7 protein-coding genes are annotated in these 12,360 nt (G+C 60.0%); 4 read left to right on the forward strand and 3 right to left on the reverse strand.

The genetic code is table 11. From position 1 onward, the window contains the following. Nucleotides 1-22: 22 nt before the first annotated feature. Together QRN38_RS20560 and yjiA are read left to right on the forward strand one after the other, a co-directional pair. The gene (locus tag QRN38_RS20560; RefSeq protein WP_002555232.1) at nucleotides 23-220 is read left to right on the forward strand and encodes a YbdD/YjiX family protein; all 198 of its coding nucleotides are present in this window, start codon (nucleotides 23-25) and stop codon (nucleotides 218-220) included. A gap of 95 nt (nucleotides 221-315) precedes the next feature. Continuing rightward, nucleotides 316-1,293, forward strand: coding sequence for a GTPase (gene yjiA, locus QRN38_RS20565; protein ID WP_057429173.1), 978 nt, complete (start codon nucleotides 316-318; stop codon nucleotides 1,291-1,293). A gap of 27 nt (nucleotides 1,294-1,320) precedes the next feature. Here the strand turns inward: yjiA and QRN38_RS20570 are convergent, their stop codons facing one another. Continuing rightward, on the reverse strand, nucleotides 1,321-1,890 hold the full coding sequence (locus tag QRN38_RS20570) for a YdcF family protein (protein ID WP_057418210.1): 570 nt from the start codon (nucleotides 1,888-1,890) through the stop codon (nucleotides 1,321-1,323). Between the two features lie 144 nt (nucleotides 1,891-2,034). Beyond that, nucleotides 2,035-3,288: a serine hydroxymethyltransferase gene (gene glyA, locus QRN38_RS20575; protein WP_007243779.1), complete on the reverse strand. Its 1,254-nt coding sequence runs from the start codon at nucleotides 3,286-3,288 to the stop codon at nucleotides 2,035-2,037. A gap of 290 nt (nucleotides 3,289-3,578) precedes the next feature. On the opposite strand from glyA, the gene QRN38_RS20580 reads away from it, so the two are divergent. Continuing rightward, nucleotides 3,579-6,344 carry a HopW family type III effector protein gene (locus tag QRN38_RS20580; protein ID WP_007243778.1) on the forward strand — a complete coding sequence of 922 codons (2,766 nt, stop codon included), beginning with the start codon at nucleotides 3,579-3,581 and terminating at the stop codon, nucleotides 6,342-6,344. Nucleotides 6,345-6,445: 101 nt separating this feature from the next. Here QRN38_RS20580 and QRN38_RS20585 read toward each other — a convergent pair whose 3' ends face one another. Then, nucleotides 6,446-10,282 carry a sensor domain-containing protein gene (locus QRN38_RS20585; protein ID WP_285362457.1) on the reverse strand — a complete coding sequence of 1,279 codons (3,837 nt, stop codon included), beginning with the start codon at nucleotides 10,280-10,282 and terminating at the stop codon, nucleotides 6,446-6,448. 381 nt (nucleotides 10,283-10,663) lie between these two features. On the opposite strand from QRN38_RS20585, the gene ettA reads away from it, so the two are divergent. Further along, nucleotides 10,664-12,328, forward strand: coding sequence for an energy-dependent translational throttle protein EttA (gene ettA, locus QRN38_RS20590; protein ID WP_005620563.1), 1,665 nt, complete (start codon nucleotides 10,664-10,666; stop codon nucleotides 12,326-12,328). The last annotated feature ends 32 nt before the right edge of the window (nucleotides 12,329-12,360 follow it).

The following is a 12,360-nucleotide window of genomic DNA, read 5'->3' on the forward strand; positions in this document are numbered from 1 at the left end:
GTTATCCACAGAGGATTTGCCCATGTTCAATGACCTGAGTCGCCTCGGGAAATACCTCGGTCAGGCCGCCCGCCTGATGGTGGGCATGCCCGACTACGACACCTACGTCGAGCACATGCAGAACACGCACCCGGACAAGCCGATGATGACCTACGAGCAGTTCTTTCGAGAGCGGCAAGAGGCGCGTTACGGCGGCAAGGGCGGTCCGAAGTGCTGCTGATCCTCTGAACTGCGTTATTGTCTGACCCGACGCGCCACAGGCCATCACCTGTGGCGCGTTTTCATTCCCGCTGAAAGCATCACACCAGGAGCCTTATGACCGAGTTGCAACCCATCCCAGTGACCGTGCTGACCGGTTTTCTGGGCGCAGGCAAAACCACCTTGCTGCGCCACCTGCTCAAGGCCGAACACGGCCTGAAAATCGCCGTGATCGAAAACGAATTCAGCGATGCCGGTATCGACAGCCAGTTGCTGGGCACCGACCCGGTGCAGATCATGACCCTGTCCAACGGCTGTGTGTGCTGCACCATTCACACCGACCTGACCAAAGCGCTTTACCTGTTGCTGGAGCGCCTGGACAGCGGCGAAATTGCCTTCGACCGACTGGTGATCGAATGCACCGGCCTGGCCGATCCTGCGCCCGTCGCCCAGACCTTTTTCATCGATGAAGAACTGCGCGAGCGCTACATCCTCGACGGCATCATCACGTTGGTCGACGCTGCCCACGCCGACACCCACCTGACGCAAACCATCGCCCAGGCGCAGATCGGCTTTGCCGACCGCTTGCTGGTCAGCAAGCGCGATCTGGTCGACGACGCAGCCTTCGATGCCCTCAGCGCACGCCTGACCCGCATCAACCGCCGCGCCCCGATCCGCATCGTCGAGCACGGCAAGATCGACCTCGCCGAGCTGCTCGACGTACGCGGCTTCAACCTCAACGCCGATCTGGGCGGCAGCATGACCCTGCGCCCGCTGGCCCCGGCCGGTAAATCCAGCGACCGCATCACCAGCCTCGTCCTGCGCAGCGACAAACCCCTGAACCTGGACCGCCTCAGCGAGTTCATGAACGAACTGCTCGAAGACCACGGCAAGCAACTGCTGCGCTATAAAGGCGTGCTCAACATTGAGGATGAACCGCGCAAAATGGTATTTCAGGGCGTGCTCAAACTGTACGGCTTTGACTGGGATACTGAATGGGCCGAGGGCGAGCTGCGTGAGAGCGTGATCGTGTTTATTGCCGATGAGTTGCCGGAGGAGAAGATTCGGGCGGGGTTTGCGGCGGTGGTGGTGTGAGGTTGTTGCGTGGGTGACTGGGCGCTGTCAGGTATTTTCAGCCCACCAATAGGCGGGCAGCGCTGCAACTTCCCGCGCAAGCGAATACAGGTCGCGCCATTCGAAATAGCGGGCATGTGCCGTCGATACCTGGGTAACGCCCGCCTGATACAGGGCATACCGACTTCGGGTGATGTGGAAGTATTGCGTCACCACAACAGCACTCTTGAAGCCGCGCTGTTTCATGATCTGAGCGCTGTTGCGGGCCGTGTCCTGCGTTGTGTTGCCCTGCTCATCAAGCAGAATCGCTTCACGCGGCAGCCCTGAGCGCTCCGCAAGGTAGTTGGCCATGCCGACGGCTTCGCTGAAACCCTCCACGCCGGTGCCTCCACTCACGATGATGTTCCTGACCCGTCCTTGCCGGTAAAGCTCCACTGCGCGATCAAGCCGGGCTTGCAGGCGTGCGGACGGAACGCCGTCTGGCGTGACTTTTGAACCAAGAACAATGGCGGCATCGCTGGTCTGGGCGTTATCGGATAGCCCGTCCATGGCGATGAGACCTGCAGTCAGGATAAAAAGCAGCCCGAGTGAAAGCAGGGTGAGTTGGATTTTTTTCATCGCTCTTTTCCTTGAGTTGATTCGTACCTGCATGAGTTCTTAATGCTCGGCGTGTTCACTCATACCAGTAAATCTGCAATTCCAAACAAAAAACCCCGACTCTCACGAGCCGGGGCTTTCGGTGTTGCGTTTAAACCAGACTCATCAAGCGCCGTAAACCGGCAGCTTCGCGCAGATGGCCTTGACCTTCTCACGGACAGCGTCGATCACGGCTTCGTTGTTCAGGTCCGCCAGGATGTCGCAGATCCAGCCGGCCAGTTCTTTGCACTCTGTTTCCTTGAAGCCGCGAGTGGTCACTGCCGGGGTGCCGAAGCGCAGGCCGGAGGTGACGAACGGGGAACGTGGGTCGTTGGGTACCGAGTTCTTGTTGACGGTGATGAAGGCGCGACCCAGTGCGGCGTCGGCGTCTTTACCGGAGATGTCCTGCTTGATCAGCGAGAGCAGGAACAGGTGGTTTTCAGTACCGCCGGACACCACGTCGAAACCGCGCTCGATGAACACGCCGGCCATTGCCTTGGCGTTCTTGACCACTTGTTGCTGGTAGGTCTTGAACTCAGGCTGCAACGCTTCCTTGAAGCAGATGGCCTTGGCTGCGATGACGTGCTCCAGCGGACCGCCCTGGGAGCCAGGGAATACGGCGGAGTTGAGCTTCTTCTCGATGTCGGCGTTGGCGCGAGCCAGGATCAGACCGCCACGTGGACCGCGCAAGGTTTTGTGCGTGGTGGTGGTGACGACGTCGGCGAACGGCACCGGGTTCGGGTAGACACCTGCGGCAACCAGACCGGCTACGTGCGCCATGTCGACGAACAGGTAGGCACCGACCTTGTCGGCAATGGCACGGAAGCGCGGGAAGTCGAGGATCTGTGAGTAGGCAGAGAACCCGGCAACGATCATTTTTGGCTTGTGTTCAACAGCCAGGCGCTCGACTTCGTCGTAGTCGATCATGCCGTTGCCGTCGATGCCGTACTGAACAGCGTTGTACAGCTTGCCCGAGGAGGACACGCTGGCACCGTGGGTCAAGTGACCGCCGTGAGCCAGGCTCATGCCCAGAATGGTGTCGCCGCCTTGCAGCAGAGCCAGGTAGACCGCCGAGTTGGCTTGCGAACCGGCGTGTGGCTGGACGTTGGCGTAGTCGGCGCCGAACAGCTCTTTGGCACGGTCGATAGCCAGTTGCTCGACAACGTCGACGTACTCGCAGCCACCGTAGTAACGTTTGCCCGGGTAGCCTTCAGCGTACTTGTTGGTCAGTACCGAGCCTTGAGCTTCCATGACGGCCGGACTGGTGTAGTTTTCCGAGGCGATCAGCTCGATATGTTCTTCCTGACGCAGAGCTTCTTGCTCCATGGCGGCAAACAGATCGGCGTCGTACTTGGCGATAGTCAAATCACGGCTGAACATGGCAGTCCTCAACAGGGCATGGCGGAAAAGGCGGCTATTCTACCCCATCAGGTTTTATCTGGCATATGAAAGGGAATCATCTTGAGTAGCGATGGGGCTCACGCGGGTGTCTCCAGAGGCTGAGACGCAGATCAACATCGCGCAGGCATACATTTCTTGACCCTCCGCCACAGACCGCCGAACGGTCGTGCGTCGATTTTTCCCCTGTCACCGGGAACCGTTCCGGATCGAGCGCCACTTAGCCCCGACCTTTGATTATCGGAACCACCGACCGTAGGGAAAATGCCATGATGCCATCTCAGATCACGCGCTCCTCTCATTCATCCTCGCCGGATGCCTCTCAACCGGCTTGCGATGCTGCAAGTAGCCTCGAGCAATCGCCGCAGCAGGTCCGCACCCGGGCGTTTGTCGCCAAAGGCAAACTGTCTGAGGCATTCGGGCGCACGTCTACTGCGCCGGCGCAGGATGCGGTGCACCTGCTGAACAATCTTCAGCGCGAGCTGGCGAAAGAGAATCCGTCTGGTCCCGAGCTTGCCCTGCTGGGCAAAGAGCTCGCCGCTGCCGCGATGACCGAGCAGGGCTCGCATCTGCTGGCCACCGAAGAACACCAGCACGTGTTGAAAGACGTGCTTGATCGTTGCATGCGCCAGTTGGCGGATACGCCTGCGTCTAATGCGTCCCATGTACCTCTGTCCCAGGCCTGCGAAGGATTGAAGACGGCGCGGCTGCATCAGTCTCTCGCGATGTTGACCGGCACGTCGCACACTCAAACACGAGGTGTGGCGGATCTGCTGGCATTGACTCAGCTTGATCCAAAGGTGCTGGCCGAGAAGCTTGACGGGCAGGCACCTTACGAATCGTTCGGCCATTTCATTCGCACGGCCAGGGATAGCACGGCGGCGCTAAACGTAAGCCTGAGTGATCCTGCCGGGGAAACGACCGGTCTGCTCCGCGCGCAGGCCGATACGCTTGAGGCGTTGGAGAAGCTGCCAGCCATTCTGGCGGCTTTGATTGAGCATTGCCCGGATATGCCCACCCAGAAAGATTTGCGCTCTCTTAAGGACGCGGCGGGTGAGCTGCTGACAAAGTTGCGTGAAAGCGCTCTTTTGAAAGGCTCGGAAGAGATCGTCAGCGAGGCCGGGGAAAGCCCGGTACACGGTCGTGAGAGCGTCGAGCCCGCGCTGACGCGGAGCCAGGCGTTGCTCAAAGCGGGTGGCAAGCTGGTGCGCAAGTTCGATGCCTATGGGGCGGTTGCGCCCATGGACGACAAGAAACTGCTGGCCTTGTTGCGTACTCCTGCACCGCACCTTTCGCCCGCGCAGATGCACGCATTTCTGAACAGGTATGCGATTCAGCTCACTGACGAGCAGCGCACGATTGTCAGCAATACCGCGCTGCCTCCTGCCAGCGAGGGTGACATCGAGGCGCAGGGCGGCATGGGGTTCGACGAAAAGCTTCGTCTGGCCCTGGCCGATGGTTCGCTGGTGTTGACCGACGAGCAACTGGCCGATCTTGAAAACCTGCCCAAGGCGACGAGCACGACGTCCGAGGGGCTGAAGCCGCTGCTGGATAAACCGTCGTCTGCGCTGACCGAGGCGGAGCGGGAAATGCTCGGCGCGATCATCGAAGCCAACGGCCAAGGGCAGCTCGAGGCTTGGCACGCGCATAACGAGCGCCTGCCCGAGGTCCTGAACCGGTCGGGGCTCCCGCCTCACGTGCGCGACGAATTGCTCAGCCTCAACAAGAGCATGAACACCGAGCTGGCGACACTCAAGAGCGGCGCCTCGTTCATGAGCCGCGTTGCCGCGAGTCCGGCGATGCTGCTGGCCTTGGCGCCGTTGCCCCTGGCAGTGGCGTTCGTCAGCAAAGACAATTCCTACAGTTCATCGCTGGTTGCACACTTCACCAAGAATGCGGTGTTCATGGCCGGCCTGATGATGAACGAGCTGACCAACACCCGAACCAACATCGACCACGGGCTCAACCGCTATTTCGTCACGGTGCTGGCCAACGCCATCGTGGCGCAGCCCACCTTTGCCAAGAACGAAAAGCTGCTGGAGCAGGTCGGTTTCGGCATCGCAACCGCCGTGACGTCCGGCGCCGCCACGCTGGCAGTGTTCAACCGGGAGTCGATCGCGTCGGCCTTCAAGCTCGCGAAAAGCAAGCTCTCCAGGCAGGACACGGGGGATGCCGACATTTCCGAGGAGGACCACAGTGCAGTGGTCAATCACTTCAATGTCAGTGAGCATTTCGCTCAGCAGATGAAAGTCGCGACCGAAGCTTACAAGCAAGACAACAGCATTACCGACATCATGAACTCGAGCCTGACGTACCTAGGCACCAAGAGCAGTGAGTTCAAGGCTGCTTTTGAAGCAGGCGAGGCCATGCGCACAGGCCAGGCATTGCCTGTGACCGAGCGCAAGGCTGACGCGGATTTCTACCCCAAAATGGGCCTGGTTGCGCTGACTGCGGGGATCGGTGCTGCGCTGGTGATGCTGATGAAAAGCATGGTTGGTAAAGCCGACTACGCAGCGGACGGCGTGTGGTGCGCTTCGGAAATGCTCAAAATGGCGATAAACCCTGACGTCGACATGCAGAAGGCGGTTCAGGTCTTCAAGGAAATCGTCGGGCTGAACCTGGTGATGACCGGGTTCCTGGGGGTCAACAAGGCCTGGAACTTCCTCGACAAAGGGTTGAAAGGCTATGCCGCCGGTGCGGCAGTGCTGACCGCCGCCAACCTCACATTGCCCGGCATGGTCGGTGAAGTGGCAGGCTCGGCTGCCGGCAAGGGCTTGAGCTACATGACCGAAAAGGGCAAGGCGGCACACCAGGCTGGCAAGGCAGCAGCCTCCTGGGCCGGGAATTACGTCAGCACATCGCGGCTGGGTGGCGCAGTCGGCGCGCTGCAGGCGGCAGTTCCCGTAAGGGCCGCAGGCGGGCAAATGGTGGCGAGCTTCTATGAAAGCTTCCGGTACATAAACGGATCGCACGCGACGCCTGTTGCCGCGCAAACGACTGGCGGGCAAACATCGCCGTCGGGCGCAGATAGGGTTTGAGGGGCAAGCTGCAAGCTGCAAGCTACAAGCCAAAAGTCTGGAATGTGATCGGTTCTTGAAGCTTGAAGCTTGAAGCTTGAAGCTTGAAGCTCACAGCCGCCTCAATCCAGCATAAACAATGCGTCGTTGCTGAATTGCGCTTCGAATTGTTTGGGTGGCATAGGGCGGCCGAAGAGGTAGCCCTGGACTTCGTCACAGCCGTGCTCGCGCAGGAATTCCAGTTGTTCGTGGGTTTCCACGCCCTCGGCGATGACCGAGAGGTTCAGGCTGTGGGCCATGGCGATGATGGCGCGGGCGATCTGGGCGTCCTGTTCGCCTGAGGGCAGGCCATCGACGAAGGTGCGATCGATCTTCAGCACGTCGATCGGGAACTGTTTGAGGTAATTCAGCGACGAGTATCCGGTGCCGAAGTCATCGACGGCGATGCTCAAGCCAAGGTTTTTCAGGCCGTCGAGGATCTGCATGGCCTCGTTGACCTCGCGCATCAGGATGCTTTCGGTCAGTTCCAGCTCAAGACAGGCAGGCGACAGACCCGTCTGCTCCAGTATGTGGGCGATGCGTTTACCCAACTGGCCGTCCGAGAATTGCCGCGCCGAGATGTTCACCGATACTTTCGGCACGCGAACTTTCGCCTGATGCCAGTGCTTGAGCTGGCGACAGGCTTCGGTGAGCACCCAGTCGCCGACTTCCACCACCAGCCCGAGCTCTTCGAGCACCGGGATGAAGTCGTTCGGCGGCACCAGCCCGCGACGCGGATGGCGCCAGCGCAGCAACGCTTCCGCGCCCGTCAGGCGTTTGCCGTCACCACTGAACTGCGGCTGGTAATAGAGGGTGAACTCCTGCTGTTCCAGGGCGTGACGCAGATCGCTCTCCAGCTCCAGACGCTCCAGCGCCGTGGCGTTCATGTCGGTCTGGTAGAACTGGAAGTTATTTTTGCCGCGCTCTTTGGCGTGATACATCGCCGTGTCGGCGTTCTTCATCAACTTGCTCAGTTCGCTACCGTCCTGCGGGCTGAGCGCGATGCCGATACTGGCGGTGACAAAGAACTCACGGCCTTCAAGCACAAACGGCGTCACCAGACTGGTCAGGATCCGCTCGGCCACGTGAATGGCGCGCGTCAGCGCGGCTTCGCGCGTGATGTCCGGTTGCAGCAACAGCGTGAATTCATCACCGCCCATGCGTGCCACGGTGTCGTCAGCGGATACACAGGCCAGCAGGCGCGTGGCCATTTCCTGCAGCATCCGGTCGCCGGCGGCATGGCCCAGAGAGTCATTGATCGGTTTGAAACGGTCGAGGTCGAGGAACATCAGCACCACCCAGGCCTGCTGGCGCTCCGCCTGCTGCAACGCCGAATGCAGGCGATCCTGAAACAGTGTGCGGTTGGGCAGGTGCGTCAGCGCATCGTAATAAGCCAGGCGGTGGATGCGGTCCTCACTGGCCTTGCGCTCGCTGATGTCGCTGAAGAAGCACACATAACTGGCCAGGTCGCCTTCGTCATCGACCACTGCCGTGATGCCGACCCAGGCCGGATAGTGTTCGCCGTTGCGTCGCTTGAGCCTGATTTCACCTTCCCAGGTGCCTTGCCCGTTCAACTGCCTGAGGATGTAGCGCAAGTGCGCTTCCTGTTCGCTTTCAACGGTGAGCATGCCCGGCAGTTGGTCGAGCACCTGAGCGACTTCGTAGCCGCTGACGCGCGTGAAGGCCTCGTTGGCCTGCACGATATAGCCTGCGGGGTCGGTGATGAGGATGGCCGAGGTGGAATGCTCAAATACTGTGGCAGCCATGCGCAGGTCCTTTTCGGCGCGGCGTTGCTGGCTGATGTCCCTGCCGACGCCGAAAATGCCCTCGAAATTGCCGTGTTCATCCCATACCAGTACCACGCGCAGTTCCACCGGGATCTTGCGACCGTCTGCACGCAGGCAGTCGAACAGAAACATCCGGGTGGTCACTTCGTCGCGCAACCGCGCCAGTTCCTGCGGCTTGTGGAGCACTTTGCTGATGCGGCTGATGAGCGCATCAAAACCGGTCAGTTGCTGGGGGTTGGCAATGGCGGCAGACCAGCCGTTCCGGGTAATCCAGTCGGCGCTGTAACCCAGTGCGCGCTCGACCGAGGGGCTGACGTAATTGACGGTCAGATGGGCGTCGGTGGAAAAGATCACGTCGCTGATGCTTTCGGCGAGCATACGGTAGCGCTGTTCGCTGTCGCGCAGCGACTGGCTGGACGCAACCTGCTCGGTGATGTCCTTGGCAATGCCGATGATGCGCGTGACAAGATGTTCTGTGTCCCAGGCCAGTGCCTGCTCGCGCACGTCGAAGCAACGCCAGTTGTTCTCGTGATCGCGAAAGCGCAGCACGCATTGCAGCAACTCGTTGTGCCCGTGGTGGCGCTGGCGCAGGCGCATGTCCTGATAGCTCTTGGCATCGTCCGGGTGCAGCAGTATTTCCCAGAAGAACTCGCCCATCGCGCGCAGTTCGAACTTGTTGTAGCCCAGCGTATGGCCAAAATGGTGGTTGCTGTAGATCATGCGCTGGCTGAGCACGTCCTGCACATACAGGTGGTCCGGCACGGTGCGGATCACATCGGACCAGAAGCTTTCGCGGTCCAGCAGTGACAGCTCGGTCTGTTTGCGGCTGGTGATGTCGCCGATGCTGAGAATCACGGCATCGAAGTCGCTACGCGCTTCGGGCAGGCGCATGACCAGCCACAGATGCTGGTCCTGACCACTTGCACGTGTCAGGCAGATTTCCAGTTCCAATCGTGTCTGTCTGGCAAGCACGGCATGTATCACCTGAATGCCGATGCCTGGGCGCGTGCGCGATTCGCCCTCGATCAACTGCTGCCAGGCCTGTTCGTTGCACTCGATTTCCAGCAGGCCAAGCGCAACTTCGTTGAGCTCGTTGATGCGCAGTTGCTGCAGCAGCCTTTTCAGCGAGGCAGGCTGGCTCTTGAGCAGCCGATCAAACTCTTCGCCCGTGCTGATCTGAAGGGCGTCGAGTTGCTCCTGCAGGCCAGACATGTCCATCACGCAGATCGCCACGCCCGCGCCTTCGAAGATGTCCCGATAGCGGCGTCGACTTTGCAGCATCTGGCGCTGACGTCGGCACAGGCTGATCAATGCGATCAATGGCAGGATCGAGAGCAGCAGGCCGATCACGCATTTGCCGATCAGTGGCGTGAGCAGTTCGCTGCGCGCCTTGTAGGTGTCGAACAGGCCGCGCAGCTGCCAGTCACTGTTGCTGAGCGGTTGCAGAAGAATGGTTTCGGACAGACCGCTGTCGGCATCATTGGAGGGCAGCGGTTCGCGGAGGATGACCCGTTGTGTCTTGCGTTGCTCCAGACGCCACACGTGCTGAAAGTCCTGAGCCGGCTGGCTGGCCAGGTCTTTCAGCGCGTCCGGTGCCATGCGCAGCGCCCAATAGTCGCCGGTAATGCCGCCGCCCTGGCGAATCAGCACGTAGAGCTGGTTGCCGTCGTCGGTACTGGTGTAGAAATAAGGGCGGCCCAGCGCCTGCCTCATGGCATGCCTGAGGAAGTCGCCGTCGCGGGGCACTTCGGCGCTGTCGCTGACGATGTCACCGGCCGGGTTCAGGCGAGCAACGCTGCGCAGCGCGGGCAGGGCAGTGCGCAGGCCTGCCAGCATGACGGGCTGCTCCAGGCGTTCCCCGGACGATTGCGCCTCGTCCAGCAGGTTCATGGCGATCTGCGCCTTGAGCGCCATGTTCAGGCTCATCAGGTCGGAAAGCTGGATGCTGTATTCCAGGCTGCGCTGACGCTGGCGTTCCTGAGTCTGGTGAAACTGCTCGATCAATTGCCAGAGCAACATGGCAAGCATCACCAAGACCAGCGCCGCCAATACACCTTTCACTGACCCACGCAGAGGCCTTGTCGCACTGTCTGCAGCAACATGGGATGACGGCAAAGGCGTTGAAGTGGGCAAATCGTTGTTCCCTGACTGCTGGACTGGAAGCCGTAATGCTTAGTGCAAAAATGCCCGTCGCTTAAAGGGCGGCTAGCATGCCTTTACTTGTGGCAGAGTGCCAGCCCCATTGGGCCGGATCGTTTGCCCTGCAGGCTGCATTCGGGTAGCTTTGCGCAACGCGCGGTATCTACCGACTCCTGCACGAGTGACTCCACTCTTTGCAATACCGACCAGGCTTTATAGTTGCCAGCACTGCCCGATCTGCTTCTACCTGGTTTTATTCAAGGCTCGGAACGGTCTCGCGGCAAGTCTTACGGACAAATAAAAGCTTTTTTCCGGCCGGAGCTTTAAGCTCGCGCTTCAAATCGGTCCTCATCACAGACGCTAGGTTTTCATTCCATGGCTCAATACGTCTACACCATGCATCGGCTGAGCAAAGTTGTGCCGCCGAAGCGTGAAATCCTGAAAAACATCTCTCTTTCTTTCTTCCCCGGCGCCAAGATTGGCGTGCTGGGCCTCAACGGTTCGGGTAAGTCAACGCTGTTGAAGATCATGGCCGGCGTCGATACCGAATTTGATGGCGAAGCGCGCCCGATGCCGGAACTGAACGTGGGGTATCTGCCGCAAGAGCCACAACTTGATCCGGAAAAGACGGTTCGTGAAGTGGTTGAAGAGGCGGTCAGCGTCATCAAGGACGCCCAGGCGCGTCTTGATCAGGTTTACGCTGAATATGCCGAGCCGGACGCTGATTTCGACAAGCTGGCGGCCGAGCAGGCCAAGCTTGAGTCGATCCTGCAAGCCAGCGACGGTCATAACCTGGAGCGTCAACTCGAAGTCGCTGCCGATGCGCTGCGTTTGCCTGCCTGGGATGCGAAGGTTTCGGTACTGTCCGGCGGTGAAAAGCGCCGTGTCGCGCTGTGCCGTCTGCTGTTGTCCGCCCCCGACATGCTGCTGCTCGACGAACCGACCAACCACCTGGACGCCGATTCCGTCGCCTGGCTGGAGCATTTCCTGCACGATTTCCCGGGCACCGTGGTTGCGATCACGCACGACCGTTACTTCCTGGATAACGTGGCGGGCTGGATTCTGGAACTCGACCGCGGCGCGGGCATTCCTTATGAAGGCAACTATTCTGGCTGGCTGGAAGCGAAATCTGACCGTCTGGCTCAGGAATCAAAGCAGCAGACAGCCCATGAAAAGGCCATGAAAGACGAGCTGGAATGGGTCCGCAAGGGCGCCAAGGCACGTCAGTCCAAATCCAAGGCGCGTCTGCAACGCTTTGAAGAAATGCAGTCGCAGGAATTCCAGAAGCGCAGTGAGACCAACGAGATCTACATCCCGGCCGGTCCGCGTCTGGGCGACAAGGTCATCGAGTTCAAGAACGTCACCAAGGGTTACGGCGACCGTGTGTTGATCGACAACCTGTCGTTCTCCATGCCCAAAGGCGCCATCGTTGGCGTGATCGGCGGTAACGGTGCCGGTAAATCGACCCTGTTCCGCATGCTGATGGGCAAGGAACAACCGGATTCGGGCAGCATCGAAGTTGGCGAAACGGTGCAACTGGCCTGTGTCGACCAGAGCCGTGATGACCTAGACGGCAGCAAGTCGGTGTTCCAGGCGGTTTCCGATGGTTCCGACGTGATCCGTATCGGCAACTATGAAATCCCGTCGCGCACCTACGTGGGCCGTTTCAACTTCAAGGGTGGCGATCAGCAGAAGTTCGTCAAGGACCTGTCCGGTGGTGAGCGCGGTCGTCTGCACTTGGCGTTGACCCTTAAAGAGGGCGGCAACGTGCTGCTGCTCGACGAACCGTCCAACGACCTCGACGTTGAAACCCTGCGTTCGCTGGAGGAAGCGCTGCTGGACTTCCCGGGCGCCGCCATTGTGATCTCCCACGATCGGTGGTTCCTTGACCGCGTGGCCACGCACATTCTGGCGTACGAAGATGATTCGCAAGCGATCTTCTTCGAGGGCAACTACACCGAGTATGAAGCGGATCGCAAGAAGCGTCTGGGCGAAGCTGCTGCCCAGCCACACCGCGTACGTCACAAGAAACTGGCCTGATCAGCCCCGGCAGCGCTGTTCCCGTTCGGGAG

This window comes from Pseudomonas sp. CFBP2511 (assembly GCF_030209255.1).
GTDB lineage: Bacteria > Pseudomonadota > Gammaproteobacteria > Pseudomonadales > Pseudomonadaceae > Aquipseudomonas > Aquipseudomonas avellanae.

What these genes read in the sequence shown, in the direction of transcription:
- glyA (WP_007243779.1), bottom strand. Translation starts at nt 3,288, where the DNA reads ATGTTCAGCCGTGATTTGACTATCGCCAAGTACGACGCCGATCTGTTT.
- QRN38_RS20580 (WP_007243778.1), top strand. Translation starts at nt 3,579, where the DNA reads ATGCCATCTCAGATCACGCGCTCCTCTCATTCATCCTCGCCGGATGCC.
- ettA (WP_005620563.1), top strand. Translation starts at nt 10,664, where the DNA reads ATGGCTCAATACGTCTACACCATGCATCGGCTGAGCAAAGTTGTGCCG.
- QRN38_RS20570 (WP_057418210.1), bottom strand. Translation starts at nt 1,890, where the DNA reads ATGAAAAAAATCCAACTCACCCTGCTTTCACTCGGGCTGCTTTTTATC.
- yjiA (WP_057429173.1), top strand. Translation starts at nt 316, where the DNA reads ATGACCGAGTTGCAACCCATCCCAGTGACCGTGCTGACCGGTTTTCTG.
- QRN38_RS20560 (WP_002555232.1), top strand. Translation starts at nt 23, where the DNA reads ATGTTCAATGACCTGAGTCGCCTCGGGAAATACCTCGGTCAGGCCGCC.